The sequence below is a fragment of the Sinomonas sp. T428B genome (assembly GCF_056780155.1).
The window spans coordinates 1,374,358-1,389,292 of the sequence record NZ_JBRAZR010000001.1 but is presented as its reverse complement, the minus strand read 5'-3'; the positions used below and the strand labels follow the sequence as shown (position 1 = coordinate 1,389,292).

Here is a 14,935-nt window from a genome sequence, read left to right as displayed (position 1 = left end):
GTCAAATCGGCTCACGCGACAGGCCGCTGGACCTCCCAGGCCCCGCTGTCCGGGCCCGCGATCGCCTCCATGACGCTCTTGGGGAGCGTGAGCATCGTTCCCGGGGAGCCCGCCTCGGTGGACGTCGCCGCGGACACGGGCTCGCCGGGGCGCCAGTGGTAGAGGTGCGTGCTGAGCGGCGCGACCTCGTCGCGGGCGAGAATCCCGTGGAGCTCGATCATCGACCCGAGATGGGCAACCCTCGTCCCCTCTGTCACGGGCTGGAAGGTGATCTGCCGCAGGGCCGGCACGCCGAAGAGCATGCCGAGGGGACCGGGCTCGATCCCGATGGTCTCCATGAGCCGGTCGGGGTAGGCCAGCCACGACGCCTGCCGGGGGTGCTCGGACTCGAGCAGGACGACGGCGGCGCCGTCCTTCTCGTAGGCCGTGGGCCTGCCGATTCCGGCCTCGAAGAGGTTCTGCTCGGCAGCCTCCCATGCCGCCTCGAGCCCGCCGGCCTTGGCGAGGTGGATGTCCGCGACGAGCTTGGACGTCTGCCCGTGCCGCAGCGCCAGCACGAGCGGCAGGCCCGCGACCTGTCGGGCATAGCTGTAGTCCTCGGCCAGTCGGTCCTCGAGGATGCGGACGCTGAAGCGTGGGAAGAGCCGCTCGCGCAGCGCCTGCCCCGCGTAGCCGAGTCCGGCTGCCTGCTCCCCCGCATTCAGCGCGGCGCCGATGAGCTCGCCGACGTAGTCCCTCGCGATCACGGGCCACTCGTCCTCGGGCGCGACGGCGGCGAGGCGCTCGAGCGAGGCCGTGCCCAGCTGCGCCCCCGGGCCGCGGAGGGGGCCGCCCGTGATCTGGAGGTGGTCCCCTCGGTCCGCGGCACGGAACCCGAGTGCCCGCACCGCCTCGGCGCACAGGCCCCGCAGGGCGGCGAGATCCGCCTCCGTGAGCTCCCGGATCCCTGAGCCGGTTCCCTCGCTGGCCTCCCCGCGCGGGACGTGCCCCGCGCCGTCCGCCCGGACTGCCCTGAGCCGTGCTGCCTTGCCCATCCGCTCCCCCTCATGACCCTGCGGGCGGCCCCGTGCCGGCCCGTGCCGACGACGCTACGAAAGGGCCGCCGGCGGGAGGAAGGCGCGGGCCGTCGTATGTGGGCAAGGCAGCCGGCCGATCGGCGGGAACCCGCGCCAGGGCACAGGCGGCGCGGGTCTGTGGAGGGAAAGAGGCCTGGCCACGAGGGGCATGACGAGGTATCGCCCGCGGCGGCCCGCCCGGCCTAGCCTTGGGGCATGAGCACCTTCACCGACCTGCTGTCCACCCAGATCAAGCACGAGTTCGCCGCGTCCCAGCAGTACATCGCTGTCGCCACGTGGTTCGCGTCCCAGGACCTCCCGCAGCTCGCCCGGCACTTCTACCGGCAGTCGCTCGAGGAGCGCAACCACGCGATGATGATGGTCCAGTACCTCATCGACCGGAACCAGCCGATCACGATCCCCGGCGTCGAGCCCGTCCGCAACGACTTCTCCGCCGCCACGGAGCCCCTTGCCCTGGCCCTCGCGCAGGAGAAGGAGGTCACCGATCAGATCGAGGCCCTCTTCCGGGCGGCCCGCGACGAGGGCGACGCCCTCGGCGAGCAGTTCATCCTCTGGTTCCTCAAGGAGCAGGTCGAGGAGGTCGCCGCCATGACCACGCTCCTCAACGTGGCCGAGCGGGCCGGGGACAACCTCTTCGACCTTGAGAACTACGTGGCCCGCGAGCGGGTGGGCGACGGCGGGCGGCGCGAGTCGGGTGCCCCCTCGGCCGCGGGCGGGGCGCTCTGATCCCCTGAGCTCAGCCCCCGGCGCGGCGGCGGCCGCGGCGCGTCGGCAGGGGCTCGCCCTTCGCGATGCCCGACGGCCCGGTGATGCCCAACGTCACGGCCTCGATGCCCGATGGCGCGGCCGCGGCGGCCTCGGACGTCCCGCCGTTCCGGCCGGTCCCGCCCTCGTCGACCGAGGCGGCGGGGTCGACGGACGCCGCGCGCCGCTCGTCGGCAGCGAGGCGGGCCGCCTCGGACGAGGCCCCGCCCGGGAGGCCGGCGATCCGCGCCGCCCCGGTGGCCTTGACGACGGCGACCGCGACCGCCGTCGTCATCGGGATGGCGAGCACGAGCCCGACCGAGCCGACGAGCGTGCGCACGACCTCCTCGGCGAGCTCCGTGCTCGTGATGGCCTCGAGGAAGGGCCGGTCGTAGAGCATGACGATGATGAGCAGCGGCAGGGCCGCGCCCGCGTAGGCGAACGCGATCGTGTAGACGGTCGAGGCGATGTGGTCGCGCCCGATCCGGAGGGCGGACGAGAAGAGCTTGCGGGCGGGCGTGTGCGGGGCGAGCTCGTAGAGCTCCCACACGGCCGATGACTGGGTGATCGTGACGTCGTTGAGCGCGCCGAGGCCCGAGATGATGAGGCCGGCGAGGATGATCCCCGAGATCGAGATGTTCCCGCCCATGTTCACGAGGCTCGCCGCGTCGTGCCCGCCTGTCCCGGTCAGGGCGGCGGCGTCCGTGGCCCAGGCCGAGAGCAGTGCGGTGACGACGAGGCCGAAGATGGTCCCGAGGAGCGCTGTGGACGTCCTCGCGGAGAGCCCGTGGGCGAAGTACAGGACGCCCATCATGATCACGGTCGAGCCGACGAGCGCGAGCAGCAGCGGCGGCTTGCCCTCGACGAGCCCGGGCAGGACGAACGCGACGAGGACCGCGTAGGCCCCGCCGAGGCCGAGGAGGGCCCGCAGCCCGCGCCAGCGCGCGACGGCGACGACGACGACGGCGTACAGCCCGGCGAGCAGCAGGATGGGGACGGTGCGCACGAAGTCCGTGAAGATGTACGCCGGCGAGCCGTTCTGCCCCGCGCCCTGCTGGCCCTGGATCCCGGTGAGGTTGAGGTACCGGATCTTGTCCCCTGGGTTGACCCCGCGGGAGGCGACGACGTCCGGGTTGAGGGCCACGCTCACCTCGGGCCCGCCCGCGTCGGGCTGGGTCGAGGCGAAGCTGCACTCGGAGCCCGACGGCGCCGGCGTGCCGGAAGGGGACGACGGCGCCCCGCCCGAGCAGGGCGCGGAGCTCACCGCCCGCACGGTGCCGGTGTCCATCGTCACGCCCTGCGCGACGGCGTAGGGGTTGGCCAGCTTCAGGCCCGAGCGGTCCCCCGAGGGCCACAGGGCGATCATGGCCAGGAGCGTCGCGATCGCGAGGGGCACGAGGATCGCCGCGAGGATCCAGGTTGCCCGGCGGCGCGCGGCCGCCGCGGCCGGGGTCGCGGCCGGCCCGGCCCCGTGCGCATGGCTGTGCGCGTGCGCGTCCATTCCAGCGTGGCTGTGGCCTGCGCCCATGTCAGTCTCCGACGACGAGGGTCTCGGGGCCGGCCTGCCGGGCACTGCCCTCGGCCAGGAGCGGGGCGATGACGGCGGCGAGCGCCGTCATCGAGTCGTCCACCTCGAGCCGCACGGGGTGCTGGTAGGCGATGAGCGCGAGGAGGCCGCGGACGGCGTCCTCGGCCTCGACGGCCCCGAGCCGCGCCTCGTGCCCGAGCAGGACCTCGGAGGGCTCCTCGCCCGCCGCCGCGGACGGCCCGGCGTAGCTCACGGCGAACGCGCGCAGGCGCCCCTTCTTCGAGGGGGCCACGCCCGCGCCGAACGCGCTCGCGGCGGGCTCGCGCAGCACGACGGCGCCGTGGGCGCCCGCCGCGTCGGAGAGGAAGAGCTGCTGGGCCCGGCCGACGCTCAGGGGCGCGGGCGGATCCCACGCGTGCACGGCGGTGTAGTAGCGCCCCACGGCGTCGGAGAGCTCGACCGAGCCCGTCGCGAGGTCCTCCACGAGCGGCTTGGTGTCCCCGGCGTCCGTCCCGTCGCCGAGGACGGGAAGGCGCAGCGCCCCTGGGGAGACGATGACCTGGCGGGAGCGCTGGAGCGTGCCGAAGCCGTGGGCCCTGGCGAACGCCTCGCCAGCGCCGCCGGCCGGGACCTTGGACCGCAGCCGCACACGGTGGCCATCGCCGGTGCTGCCGGCGCCGGCGGCGCCGTCGGTGTCGAGGACCGACGACGGCGCTGTCGCCGCCGCCGCCCGGAGCCGGCGCAGCAGCTCGGTGCCCACCCCGTTCCGGCGGTGGTCCCGGGCGACCTCGACATAGGCCCAGAGCCGCTCGGGGTGCAGGGTCGAGGAGAACACGACGCCCGCGGCGACCGGGATCCCGTGATCCTCGGCCACGACGCAGCGGCGCCACACAGCGGACGGCTCGCCCCCGCCGTCGTGCGCTCCCGGGTCCGCGTCAGGGGCGAGGGCGCCGCGGAACTGCTCCGCGGCCGCGCCCTCGGCGTCCCCCCACAGCTGGAGGAGCAGCTCGTCGTCGCCCTCGCGCCAGGGCCGGTAGCTCAGCTGGGCCATCAGCCGCCTCAGGCCCCGATGAGGTGCGTGGCGAGGTAGCCGGCCACCTTGTCGAGGGAGACGCGCTCCTGGGACATCGTGTCCCGCTCGCGGATCGTCACGGCCTGGTCCTCGAGCGTGTCGAAGTCCACCGTGATGCAGAACGGCGTGCCGATCTCGTCCTGGCGGCGGTAGCGGCGGCCGATCGCGCCGGCGTCGTCGAACTCGATGTTCCACTGGCGGCGCAGCTGCGCGGCGAGGTCCCGGGCCTTCGGGGAGAGGTCCTCGTTGCGGCTCAGCGGCAGGACGGCCGCCTTGACCGGGGCCAGGCGCGGGTCGAGGCGCAGCACGGTGCGCTTGTCGACGCCGCCCTTGGTGTTGGGCGCCTCGTCCTCGGTGTAGGCGTCGACGAGGAAGGCCATCATCGAGCGCGTGAGGCCGAAGGACGGCTCGATCACGTACGGGATGTAGCGCTCGTTCGTGGCCTGGTTGAAGTAGTTCAGCTCGTGGCCGGAGGCCTTCGAGTGGCTCCCGAGGTCGAAGTCGGTGCGGTTGGCGATGCCCATGAGCTCGCCCCACTCGGAGCCCTGGAAGCCGAAGCGGTACTCGATGTCGATCGTGCCGGCGGAGTAGTGGGCGCGCTCGTCCTCGGGGACGTCGAAGCGGCGCATGTTGTCCGGGTTGATGCCCAGGTCCACGAACCAGTTCCAGCACTCCTCGACCCAGTGCTTGAACCACTCGTCCGCCTCGGCGGGGGCGGTGAAGTACTCGATCTCCATCTGCTCGAACTCGCGCGTGCGGAAGATGAAGTTGCCCGGCGTGATCTCGTTGCGGAACGCCTTGCCGATCTGGCCGATGCCGAACGGCGGCTTCTTGCGCGACGTCGTGACGACGTTGTTGAAGTTCACGAAGATGCCCTGCGCGGTCTCCGGGCGCATGTAGTGCAGGCCCTCGGCGTTGTCCACGGGGCCGAGGAAGGTCTTGAGCAGGCCCGAGAACATCTGCGGCTCGGTCCACTTGCCCACGGTCCCGCAGTCCGGGCACGGGATGGAGCCCATGCCGTCCTCGGGGGCGCGGCCCTTCTTGTTCTCGTACGCCTCGACGAGGTGGTCCTGGCGGTGGCGCTTGTGGCACTGGAGGCACTCGACGAGCGGGTCCGTGAAGGTGGCGACGTGGCCCGAGGCCTCCCACACCTGCTTGGGCAGGATCACCGAGGAGTCGAGGCCCACCATGTCCTCGCGGCTGCGGACGAAGGTCTGCCACCACTGCTCCTTGATGTTCTCCTTGAGCTCGACGCCGAGCGGGCCGTAGTCCCAGGCGGAGCGGGAGCCTCCGTAGATCTCACCAGCCTGGAAGACGAATCCGCGGCGCTTGGCCAGGGAGACGATCGAGTCCAGTGGGGTCTTGGGTGCCAAGGGGTGTCCTCCGTACTTCTCGGGGCCGCTGGATGCGGTCCGCCTCGTGTGCGTGTTTAAGAGTACCGGCGCCCGGAGCTCAGCTGGGCCGGAGCCAGCGCCTGTTCCACGGGAGGGTGGCCAGGACCATGGCCGCGAGGGTCGCGACCGTGCCGATCACCGTGGGAGCGGCGACGACGGAGCCCGGCGCCGGGACGACGACATCGAGCGCGAGCGAGCCGAGCAGCTGGCCCGCGATCATGCCCAGGCCCGTGAGCAGGACGCCGATGTGCCGCACGAGCACGGCGGCCGCGGCGATGAAGACGATCCCGAGGGGGCCGCCGAGGTAGTACCACCAGTCCGCGGGCGCGAGGGGCAGGCCGGCGCCCGGCCCGGCGGCGAGCACCTTGACGGCCCACGCGAGGGCGAGCCCCAGCGTGCCGGAGGCGAAGTTCAGGAGCGTCGCGGTGAGCGGGCTCCGGTACGCCGCCGCGCTGGCCCCGTTCATGGCCGACTGGAAGCTCTGCGAGAAGCCGCCCGCGAACGGCAGGAGCACGAGCGCGAGGAGGGCGCCGACGTCGGTCGCGCTCAGCTTGGGCGTGACGGCGTACGCGACGGAGGCCAGGGTCAGGAGGGTCGCCGCGAGGCGCATGCCGGTGAGCGGACGCTGCCGGCCCTGGGCGAACCCAGCCCGGTCGACGAGGAGCCCGCTCATGGTCTGGCCGGTCACTGCGGCGATGGTGAAGACGGCGATCCCGAGCACGCCGACGGTCACGGACTGCCCGATGACGAAGAGGGCGCCGCACAGGCCGGCCCCGAGGTACCACCACGGGATCGTTCCCTCGCGCACGGCCGGCACGATGCTCCTCGCCCCCGACCGCCCCGACGGCACGAGCACTGTGAGCACGAGCAGGACGACGAGGCCGGTCGCGAAGCTCGTGAGGGCGGCGGCGATGCCGTCCCCGAGCCGGAGGCCGAGCGCGCCGTTGATCCGGCCCTGGGCCGGGATCGCGACGCCGGCGACGACGGCGGCCACGAGTCCTAGCGGGGCGGGGAGGCGGCGCGGCGGCGGAGTCACCCGCCTAGCCTAGAGTTGCCCCATGGCCCCTCGCGAATCCCGCCCCAGCAACCCCACTGACGGTTCCGATGCCCGCGACGAGGTCGAGATCCGCGAGGGCACGATCCGCCTCGGCCAGGTGCTCAAGCTCGCCTCGCTCGTCGAGGACGGCGTCGAGGCGGCGGAGCTCATCCGCCACGGCCTCGTGAAGGTCAACGGGCAGATCGAGGAGCGGCGCGGGCGCCAGCTCGCCGTCGGCGACGTCATCGAGGTCGGCGGGCGCAGCGTACGGCTCGTGCCCCGGGGCTGAAGCCACGCCGAGAGAAGGGGGTCAGCCGGCTCGCCCCGCGAGCACCGTCATCTCGAGGAACTCCCGCACGTGGGCGATCTCGGGCCCGCTGATGCTGTGCGCGATGCCCGGGTAGGTGACCTTGGTCAGGTTCACGTGGCTGCGGACCCAGCCCATCGTGTACTCGATCTTGTCGGCCGTGATGATCGGGTCGGCCTGGTCGCGTCCCCAGAACATGGGCAGCGAGCCGTCGAGCTCGCCGTCGCGGAAGTAGGCGTAGTCGCTCCCGGCGCCTGCGGCCGCGGGGTCGATCGCGAAGCCCGAGAGGCCCACGACGGCGGCGAACTCGCCCGGGCGGCGGCGGACCAGGGACGTGGCCATCGCCATCCCCATCGAGAAGCCCAGGAGCGTCACCGAGGAGTGCTGGGCCTTGAGCTCGTCGAGCCATCCGAGGACGTACTCGGTCGCGTCCTCGACGGCGCGGAGCGAGAAGTCGTTGGCCGCCATGAGGGGGAACCACTGGTAGGCGCCCGGGGCCAGGACCTGCGGGGCGCGGAGCGAGGCCACCGTGAACGCGTCCGGGAGGTACTCGGCGAGGCCCATGAGGTCCGCCTCGTTCGCGCCGTAGCCGTGCAGGAGCACGAGCAGCGGCGTCCCCGCCCGCTCCTGAACGGGGCGGCTCCAGACGGCGTGGTAGACCGGGACGGGCGCGGAGGAGGCGTCGGGGCGGGAGGACTCGGCGGGGGCCGGGGCGGCGGTGGCGTCAGTCATGGGTCCCATTCTTGCACGCACTTGAAGCTTCAACTATGGACTCTCCAGCCGATTGCCGGGAGGCCTGCGGAGTCGCACAATATACCCGTGAGTAGCTTTTCTGACGAGCACACCCCCGGGCTCGAGGCTTCCCCGAACGGGCTCAGGCACCCGTGGCACCGCTATGTCGCCATGGGCGACTCCTTCACCGAGGGCATCGGCGATCCCGACCCGGAGAATCCCGGCCAGCACCGTGGGTGGGCTGACCGCCTCGCCGAGGAGCTCGCCCACGGCGTCGACGACTTCGCCTACGCGAACCTCGCCGTCCGGGGACGGCTGCTCGCGCGGATCATCGACGAGCAGCTCGAGCCCGCCCTGGAGCTGCGCCCCGACCTCGTCTCCCTCTCGGCGGGCGGCAACGATCTGCTCCGGCCGGGCAGCGATCCCGACGCCCTCGCGCTCAGGCTCGACGACGCCGTCGGCCGCCTCGCCGACGCCGGCGCAACCGTCCTGCTCTTCAACGGCCCCGACATCGGCTCGACGCCGGTGCTCTCCGCGATCCGCGGCAAGGTCGCGATCTTCAACGAGAACCTGCGGGTCGTCGCCGCGCGGCACGATGCGATCGTCGCGGACATGTGGGCCCTGCGGCAGCTCTCCGACCCGCGGATGTGGGACGTGGACCGGCTCCACTTCTCGCCGCTCGGGCACCACACGATCGCGATCATGGCCCTCGACGCGCTCAACGTGAAGCACAGCCTCGTGCCCATGGAGCCCAAGCCGGTGCCGGTGCGCAGCTGGCGCGAGGCGCGCACCGAGGACATCGTGTGGGCGCGCGACTACTTCGTGCCGTGGGTCATCCGGAGGCTGCGGCACCAGTCGAGCGGTGACGGCCGCTCGGCGAAGCGCCCGACGGCGGAGCCAGTCTTCGGCGCGGGCGCCCCGCTGGGCACGGGCGCGACCGTCGGCACCGCCGCGCCTGGCGAGGACCCCGCGCCCGCCGCCTAGAGCGTGAAGACGCGGCGGCGCAGCTCGCCGCCGAGCTGGCCGATCTCGGTCAAGAAGCCGTCGTGCCCGATCTGGGCATCGATCGAGTACACCGGCACCTCGCCCGGCAGGGCTCGCGCCAGCTCGTCGCTCTGCTCGGGGAAGTAGAGCCTGTCCGAGTTCACCGACGCGAGGAAGAACTCGGCCTTGGACGCCGCGAGGGCTCGGGCCACGCCGCCGCGGCCGCGGCCGACGTCGTGGCTCATCAGGGCCTCGGTCAGCGTGACGTAGCTGTTCGCGTCGAAGCGGCGCACGAGCTTCTCGGCCTGGTGGTCGAGGTAGCTCTCGACCTGGTAGCGGCCGCGCGCCGCGGCGCTGTGCGGTGCCTCGAGGGGGTTCTCGGCGCCCTGGCCGCGGCGGCCGAAGCGGAAGTTGAGCTCGGCCTCGGACCGGTAGGAGATGTGGGCGATGCGCCGCGCGAGGCCGAGCCCCGCCTCGGGCGCCGGGCCGCCGTAGTAGTCGCCGCCCTGATAGGCCGGGTCCTGCCGGATGGCCAGGACCTGGGCCTGGGCGAGGGCGATCTGCTCCGCCGTCGAGTACGCGCCGATCGCGACGACGACGCAGTGCGCGACCCGGTCAGGGTAGGTCGCGGCCCACTCGAGTGCGCGGGCGCCGCCCATCGACCCGCCGAGCACCGCGTGCCAGCGGCGGACGCCGAGCCGGTCCGCGAGCCGGGCCTCGGCCCGGACGGAGTCGCGGATCGTGACGAACGGGAAGCGCGAGCCCCACGGGACGCCGTCGGGGTCGAGGCTCGCGGGGCCGGTCGAGCCGTAGCACCCGCCGAGGATGTTGGCCGAGACGACGAAGTACTTCTCGGTGTCCACCGGCTTGCCCGGGCCCACGAGGGCGTCCCACCAGCCGGGCTCGTCGGTGTGGCCCTGCGCCACGTGCGTGTCCCCGGTGAGGGCGTGCTGGATCAGGACGGCGTTGGAGGCGTCCGCGTTGAGCGTGCCCCAGGTTTCGTAGGCAAGCTCGACCTCGGGCAGGGCGCCGCCGGCCTCGAGCTGGAGGGCTCCGACGGCAAGGGTGCGCAGCACACCATCCCGTACACCATCCAGCACGCCATCCCGGATATCCTCCTGGACGGTGTCACGCGAGCCCTCGCGCAGGGCCTCGCGGACGCCCTCGCCCACGCCCTCGCCCTCGATCTGCTGGCGGTCGACGATCGTCATGCGGCCGGCTCCTCGGTGCTCGCGTCGGCAGCAGTCTGGGCGTCTCCGGCCCGCGCGGCGGCCGCGAAGCCCGCCTCGAGGTCCGCGAGGATGTCGTCGAGGTGCTCGATGCCGACGGCGAGGCGCACGAGCCCCGGTGTCACGCCCGCGGCCCGCTGCTGCTCCTCGCTCAGCTGCGCGTGGGTGGTCGACGCCGGATGGATCACGAGCGAGCGCACGTCGCCGATGTTGGCCACGTGGGAGTGCAGCGAGAGGGCGTCCACGAACGCCCGGCCGGCCTCTGCCGGGGCGGACGCGGCGGCGCCGCCGAGCTCGAAGGAGACGATCGCGCCCGTGCCCCGGGGGGCGTACTTCTTCCCCGTGGCGTGCCACGGGCTCGAGGGCAGGCCCGCGTACGCGACGGAGGCGACGTCGTCGCGCGCCTCGAGCCATTCGGCGACCCGGAGGGCGTTGGCCACGTGGCGCTCGACGCGCAGGCTCAGGGTCTCGAGGCCCTGCGCGATGAGGAACGCGTTGAACGGGGAGACGGCTGAACCCAGGTCGCGCAGGAGCTGGACGCGGGCCTTGAGGATGTAGGCGAGGTTCGCGCCCAGGATGCCGCCCACGCCGAGGTCGCGCGCGAACACGAGGCCGTTGTAGCTCTCGTCCGGGGTGTTGAAGCCGGGGAAGCGCTCCGGATCGGCCGCGTAGTCGAAGCTGCCGCCGTCGACGATCACGCCCGCGATCGCGGCGCCATGGCCGCCGAGGTACTTGGTCGCCGAGTGCACGACGACGTCGGCGCCGTGCTCGAGCGGGCGCAGGAGGTAGGGGGTCGCGACTGTGTTGTCGACGATGAGCGGGACGCCGGCAGCGTGCGCCGCGTCGGCGACGGCCTCGATGTCGAGGACGTTCTGGCGCGGGTTGGAGATGGACTCCGCGAAGAAGGCCTTGGTGTTCGGCCGCACGGCCGCGCGCCACTCCTCGAGGCTGTCCGGGTCCTCGACGAAGGCCGTCTCGATCCCGAACTTCTTCAGCGTGTGCTTGAGCAGGTTGTACGTGCCGCCGTAGAGGCTCGCGCTCGCCACGACGTGATCGCCGGACTCGGCGACTGTGAGGATCGCGTACGTCGTCGCGGCCTGGCCCGAGGAGAGCAGGAGCGCCGCGGAGCCGCCCTCGAGGCTCGCGATGCGCTGCTCGACGGCGTCCTGGGTCGGGTTGCCGATGCGCGTGTAGATGGGGGCGATCTCGGCGAGGGCGAAGCGGTTCGCGGCGCTCTCGGCGCTCGGGAACACGAAGGACGTGGTCTGATAGATGGGCAGGGCGCGGGCGCCGGTCTCGGAATCCGGGGTCTGGCCGACGTGGATCTGGCGGGTCTCGAAGGACCACTCAGGGGTGGCTGACAAAGCAGTCTCCTTTGTGCTGCGCTTGGCCGGCGGCTCTCGCCGGCCCAGGTCCTCACCCGGGGCACCCCACCGCATCAGGAGGGTTGCCGGCCAGCAAGCCGGGGCTTCGTGCTGGCACTCATGACCTACTCGCGAGTGTACGGGCGGGCTCGAGCGGCCGGGCAACTCTGTGACAGTCTGTGAACCCTCCGGGGGCACCGCCCTGGCGTGGGCCCTAGCCCTCCATGAGGCGGCGCCGGTGGCGCAGCTCCTTGACCCACGCCCGGGTCTGGCCGGGAGCGAACGGCGAGGGCCCGCCGTCGGCCGCCTCGAGGGCCGCCACGAGCGGCCCCGCTGCCCGCAGCGCCGCGCCGAGCAGGCCGTCGGCCGCCCGCGCCGGCAGCCCGAGCTCGACCGCCCACGCGAGGAAGTGCCGCCGCGAGATGCCCGTGCGCTTGCCGCCGAGGGGCAGCGCGAGGGACTTGTCGCCGTACGGGACCGTCGAGGGGATGTCGTAGACCGGGGCGACGCGCCACTCCCCCGGCGGCTCCCCCGGGGCCTCGGGCGCGGCGCGCACGAGCGAGACGTTCTTGGCGTGCAGGTCCCCGTTGCCCGAGAGCCACGCGAACGCGCCCTGGAGGGCAAGGTTGCGCAGGGCCGGCAGGGGCGCCGCGCACCGTTCCGCGACGGCGCGGCACAGCTCCTCGTAGGAGACGCTGTACTTGTCCGCGGGGTACAGGCCGAGCAGCTGGGAGCCGTCCTCGACCGCGAGCCGCGCGGGGCCCTGCGCCCCACGGGCACCCGCCGGCCGCGCGGGCCGGTCGAACCGCTCGACGAGCAGGCCGGCCCGCCCCGCGACGTCGTGGACGAGCTGCACGGCGCTCACCGGCACGCGCAGGCGGGCAGCGAAGCGGTACATGAGGTGCTCGTTCTCGACGACGTGGGGGAACTCGGGCGCGTTGAGCTTGAGGATGTAGCGGCGCCCCGCCTGGGCCGCGGGCAGCGAGATCATGCCCGCGCTGACCTTGTCCTGGACGCCAGCGAGGGCCTTGGGGTCCACGAGCGTCGGATCGTCGATGAGCGCGGCGAAGTCGGGCGGGCGCCGCGGGTCGAGCTCGACGGCGTGCTCGGGCCCGGTCACGTCGCCGTCGGCCGGGAGGGGCTCGCCGTGCGGGACGATCTGCACGTCGCCGACCGGGTCCGAGCCGGCGGCCATGAGGAGGCCGAGCTCGTCGTCCGCGCTCGTCTTGACCGCTCGGCGCAGCGAGGCCAGGCGGCGGCCCTCGGGCAGGAGGCCGGTGAAGAAGGCCGGGACCGCGCCCGCCCCGGTGTCCACCGGGCGAGGGCTGAGGGGGAGGGTCGTCGCGACGGGCGGGCCGCCCGCGGCCAGATAGGCGGGCAGGTAGGTGAAGCGCGTGCCCCCCTCGTGCCGCTCGAGCCGGGCAGCGAGGACGCCCGCCTTGTACACGTCCGCGATCCGCCGGCGGGTCACCGCGGCTCCCGGCGGCGGACGGCGAGCTCGAGCCCGAGGGCGTCGAGGACCGCGAGGAGCGCGTCGAGCTGGATGCTCGGCTTGGCCTGCTCGACGAAGCGCACGAACCGCTCGCTCACCCCCGCGAGCTCGGCGAGGTCCCGCTGGCTCAGCCCGAGCGCACGACGGCGCCCGCGCACCTCGGCGGCGAGGGCGCGCCCGGCGTCGTGGTCGCCGTCCGGGAGGGGCGGTTCTGGGATCGGCACGTTCATTCCGATTTCCAGCGTGGGGCCGCCGCCCGTGTGAGTCAAGCCACGGGGCAGAGGGAAGAGCGGCACGTTCGTGCCGGAGTCGGAGCGGAACCATCCGGCCGTCCGGAAGTTAGTCAAGCCTAAGCTGAGGCGCGAGTCACAAAGTGGCACCATGACGTTATGCGTATGGACCATGTTTCTTATGCCTGCGAAGCGGACGGTCTGCTGGCCACCACGGAGCGGATCGCCAACGCCCTCGGAGTCGAGGCAGTCAAGGGCGGGGTCCACCCGCGTTTCGGTACCCGCAACATGATCATTCCCCTCGCGGACCACCACTACCTCGAGGTCGTCGAGGTCCTGGACCACCCGGCGTCGGACAAGGCGCCGTTCGGCCAGGCGGTCCGTGCCCGCTCCGCCGCCGGCGGCGGCTGGATGGGCTGGTGCGTTGAGGTCCAGGACCTCGCGCCGTTCGAGGAGCGCCTCGGGCGCCAGGCCGTCCCCGGGAACCGCAAGTTCCCGGACGGACGCGAGCTCGTGTGGAAGCAGATCGGCATCCTGGGGCTCATCGCCGACCCCCAGGTCCCGTACATGCTCAAGTGGGAGGGCGACCCGACGCTGCACCCCTCGAACGCCTACCCGGCCTCGGTCAAGGTCAGCAAGCTGACGATCGCCGGCTCGGCCGAGCGCGTGACCGAGTGGCTCGGCGAGCCGGTCGAGAAGCCGCTCGAGGACGTCGAGGTCGAGTGGGTCGCCCCGAAGGGCACGCCCGGCATCATGAGCGTGACCTTCGAGACGGCGAACGGCCCCGTCACGATCTGACCCCGTAGGCGAGGGGACATGACCCCTCACCCTGGAGGATGTGACCCCTCAACGGGCCCTTCCCGTTGAGGGGTCACATCCCATGTGGTCAGGGGTCACCTCCCAGCGATGCGGGGTCACCTCCCAGCGATGCGGGGTCACCCCAGGCCCATGGCCTTGCCGGCCACGCTGAAGCCCACGAACGCCACGATGTCGAGGAGCGCGTGGGCGATCACGAGCGGCATGACGCGCCCGTACCGCCGGTAAGCCCAGCAGAACACGAGCCCCATGAGGGCGTTGCCCACGAACGGGCCGATCCCCTGGTAGAGGTGGTAGCTGCCGCGCAGCAGCGCGCTCGCGGCGATCGCCGCCGTCGTGCTCCAGCCCAGCCGCCGCAGCCAGCCGAGCAGGAACGCCACCACCACGGCCTCCTCGAGCACCGCGTGCCGCAGCGCCGAGAGGATGAGGACCGGCACGGTCCACCAGTGGGCGTCGAGGCCGCTGGGGATGATCGCCGTCGTGATCCCGAGGGCCCGCCCCGCCCAGTAGAGCCCGAGCGACGGGATCCCGATGGCGATGAACAGTCCCGCGCCCCACATCCAGTCCCGCCCCGGCCGCGCGCCGTCGAGCCCGAGCCGGCCGAACGGCGTCGTCCACCGCAGCGGCGAGCCCGCGCGGCGCGAGGCCTCGTCCCACACGAGGTACAGCACGAGCGCGACCGGCACGAGCGCGAACGCGATGTCGAGCAGCTGGTAGGTGAGGTCGAAGTACTCGCGCTCGTTGAGCGAGCGGTTGAGCGTGGACGTCCCCTGCGCGAGCGGCGCTCGGGTGGCCTTGTCGAGCAGCTGCACGACCGAGTAGACGGCGGACTGGCCGAGCGAGAGGCCCAGGACGATGAGGAGCTGGGTGCGCCAGCGCACGCGGGCGGCGGAGCGGACGACGGCGGGGGCTTCGGGCATGCGCCCATTCT

General features: G+C 73.0%; 15 protein-coding genes and 1 riboswitch. Of the genes, 4 read left to right on the top strand and 11 right to left on the bottom strand.

Annotated features, from left to right (window positions below; translation table 11 throughout):
- Positions 1-11: 11 nt before the first annotated feature.
- Entirely contained in the window at positions 12-1,034 is a 1,023-nt protein-coding gene (locus ACUYMY_RS06395) for a hypothetical protein (RefSeq protein ID WP_481702779.1), read from the bottom strand.
- Positions 1,035-1,271: 237 nt separating this feature from the next.
- Between ACUYMY_RS06395 and ACUYMY_RS06390 the strand changes: the two genes are divergently transcribed.
- The gene (locus ACUYMY_RS06390) at positions 1,272-1,802 is read left to right on the top strand and encodes a ferritin (protein ID WP_481702778.1); all 531 of its coding nucleotides are present in this window, start codon (positions 1,272-1,274) and stop codon (positions 1,800-1,802) included.
- Positions 1,803-1,812: 10 nt separating this feature from the next.
- Here the strand turns inward: ACUYMY_RS06390 and ACUYMY_RS06385 are convergent, their stop codons facing one another.
- The 4 genes from ACUYMY_RS06385 to ACUYMY_RS06370 all read right to left on the bottom strand — a co-directional run bounded on the left by ACUYMY_RS06385 (position 1,813) and on the right by ACUYMY_RS06370 (position 6,850).
- Positions 1,813-3,348, bottom strand: coding sequence for a YibE/F family protein (locus tag ACUYMY_RS06385; RefSeq protein ID WP_481702777.1), 1,536 nt, complete (start codon positions 3,346-3,348; stop codon positions 1,813-1,815).
- A 1-nt stretch (position 3,349) separates the two neighbouring features.
- On the bottom strand, positions 3,350-4,399 hold the full coding sequence (locus ACUYMY_RS06380; RefSeq protein WP_481702776.1) for a GNAT family N-acetyltransferase: 1,050 nt from the start codon (positions 4,397-4,399) through the stop codon (positions 3,350-3,352).
- An 8-nt stretch (positions 4,400-4,407) separates the two neighbouring features.
- A complete protein-coding gene (locus ACUYMY_RS06375) occupies positions 4,408-5,793 on the bottom strand; it encodes a glycine--tRNA ligase (protein ID WP_481702774.1) in 1,386 nt (461 codons plus the stop codon).
- A gap of 79 nt (positions 5,794-5,872) precedes the next feature.
- Positions 5,873-6,850 (bottom strand): DMT family transporter, encoded by a 978-nt coding sequence (locus tag ACUYMY_RS06370; RefSeq protein ID WP_481702773.1) that lies wholly within the window; start codon positions 6,848-6,850, stop codon positions 5,873-5,875.
- A 22-nt stretch (positions 6,851-6,872) separates the two neighbouring features.
- Here ACUYMY_RS06370 and ACUYMY_RS06365 point away from each other — a divergent pair, with 22 nt between their 5' ends.
- On the top strand, positions 6,873-7,139 hold the full coding sequence (locus ACUYMY_RS06365; RefSeq protein ID WP_481702772.1) for an RNA-binding S4 domain-containing protein: 267 nt from the start codon (positions 6,873-6,875) through the stop codon (positions 7,137-7,139).
- Between the two features lie 21 nt (positions 7,140-7,160).
- Here ACUYMY_RS06365 and ACUYMY_RS06360 read toward each other — a convergent pair whose 3' ends face one another.
- Positions 7,161-7,889: an alpha/beta hydrolase gene (locus ACUYMY_RS06360; protein ID WP_481702771.1), complete on the bottom strand. Its 729-nt coding sequence runs from the start codon at positions 7,887-7,889 to the stop codon at positions 7,161-7,163.
- A 171-nt stretch (positions 7,890-8,060) separates the two neighbouring features.
- On the opposite strand from ACUYMY_RS06360, the gene ACUYMY_RS06355 reads away from it, so the two are divergent.
- On the top strand, positions 8,061-8,873 hold the full coding sequence (locus ACUYMY_RS06355; RefSeq protein WP_481704979.1) for an SGNH/GDSL hydrolase family protein: 813 nt from the start codon (positions 8,061-8,063) through the stop codon (positions 8,871-8,873).
- On the opposite strand, the gene metX is transcribed toward ACUYMY_RS06355, so the two are convergent.
- From metX to ACUYMY_RS06335, 4 genes are all read right to left on the bottom strand, one after another.
- Positions 8,870-10,084, bottom strand: coding sequence for a homoserine O-acetyltransferase MetX (gene metX / locus ACUYMY_RS06350; RefSeq protein WP_481702770.1), 1,215 nt, complete (start codon positions 10,082-10,084; stop codon positions 8,870-8,872). The two genes, ACUYMY_RS06355 and metX, sit on opposite strands and share 4 nt — an antisense overlap.
- Positions 10,081-11,466 (bottom strand): bifunctional o-acetylhomoserine/o-acetylserine sulfhydrylase, encoded by a 1,386-nt coding sequence (locus ACUYMY_RS06345; RefSeq protein ID WP_481702769.1) that lies wholly within the window; start codon positions 11,464-11,466, stop codon positions 10,081-10,083. Before ACUYMY_RS06345 ends, metX begins: the two co-directional genes overlap by 4 nt.
- 13 nt (positions 11,467-11,479) lie before the next feature.
- Positions 11,480-11,592: riboswitch (SAM riboswitch) on the bottom strand.
- Positions 11,593-11,680: 88 nt separating this feature from the next.
- Positions 11,681-12,937: a type II toxin-antitoxin system HipA family toxin gene (locus ACUYMY_RS06340; RefSeq protein ID WP_481702768.1), complete on the bottom strand. Its 1,257-nt coding sequence runs from the start codon at positions 12,935-12,937 to the stop codon at positions 11,681-11,683.
- A complete protein-coding gene (locus ACUYMY_RS06335) occupies positions 12,934-13,188 on the bottom strand; it encodes a helix-turn-helix transcriptional regulator (RefSeq protein ID WP_481702767.1) in 255 nt (84 codons plus the stop codon). Before ACUYMY_RS06335 ends, ACUYMY_RS06340 begins: the two co-directional genes overlap by 4 nt.
- 159 nt (positions 13,189-13,347) lie before the next feature.
- Here ACUYMY_RS06335 and ACUYMY_RS06330 point away from each other — a divergent pair, with 159 nt between their 5' ends.
- Positions 13,348-13,986 carry a VOC family protein gene (locus tag ACUYMY_RS06330; RefSeq protein WP_481702766.1) on the top strand — a complete coding sequence of 213 codons (639 nt, stop codon included), beginning with the start codon at positions 13,348-13,350 and terminating at the stop codon, positions 13,984-13,986.
- Positions 13,987-14,123: 137 nt separating this feature from the next.
- On the opposite strand, the gene ACUYMY_RS06325 is transcribed toward ACUYMY_RS06330, so the two are convergent.
- A complete protein-coding gene (locus ACUYMY_RS06325; protein ID WP_481702765.1) occupies positions 14,124-14,924 on the bottom strand; it encodes a CPBP family intramembrane glutamic endopeptidase in 801 nt (266 codons plus the stop codon).
- Between the last annotated feature and the right edge of the window lie 11 nt (positions 14,925-14,935).

Coding starts and splice junctions, on each gene's coding strand:
- ACUYMY_RS06395 (WP_481702779.1), bottom strand. CDS start 1,034: ATGGGCAAGGCAGCACGGCTCAGGGCAGTCCGGGCGGACGGCGCGGGG.
- ACUYMY_RS06390 (WP_481702778.1), top strand. CDS start 1,272: ATGAGCACCTTCACCGACCTGCTGTCCACCCAGATCAAGCACGAGTTC.
- ACUYMY_RS06385 (WP_481702777.1), bottom strand. CDS start 3,348: ATGGGCGCAGGCCACAGCCACGCTGGAATGGACGCGCACGCGCACAGC.
- ACUYMY_RS06380 (WP_481702776.1), bottom strand. CDS start 4,399: ATGGCCCAGCTGAGCTACCGGCCCTGGCGCGAGGGCGACGACGAGCTG.
- ACUYMY_RS06365 (WP_481702772.1), top strand. CDS start 6,873: ATGGCCCCTCGCGAATCCCGCCCCAGCAACCCCACTGACGGTTCCGAT.
- ACUYMY_RS06360 (WP_481702771.1), bottom strand. CDS start 7,889: ATGACTGACGCCACCGCCGCCCCGGCCCCCGCCGAGTCCTCCCGCCCC.
- ACUYMY_RS06355 (WP_481704979.1), top strand. CDS start 8,061: ATGGGCGACTCCTTCACCGAGGGCATCGGCGATCCCGACCCGGAGAAT.
- metX (WP_481702770.1), bottom strand. CDS start 10,084: ATGACGATCGTCGACCGCCAGCAGATCGAGGGCGAGGGCGTGGGCGAG.
- ACUYMY_RS06335 (WP_481702767.1), bottom strand. CDS start 13,188: ATGAACGTGCCGATCCCAGAACCGCCCCTCCCGGACGGCGACCACGAC.
- ACUYMY_RS06330 (WP_481702766.1), top strand. CDS start 13,348: ATGCGTATGGACCATGTTTCTTATGCCTGCGAAGCGGACGGTCTGCTG.
- ACUYMY_RS06325 (WP_481702765.1), bottom strand. CDS start 14,924: ATGCCCGAAGCCCCCGCCGTCGTCCGCTCCGCCGCCCGCGTGCGCTGG.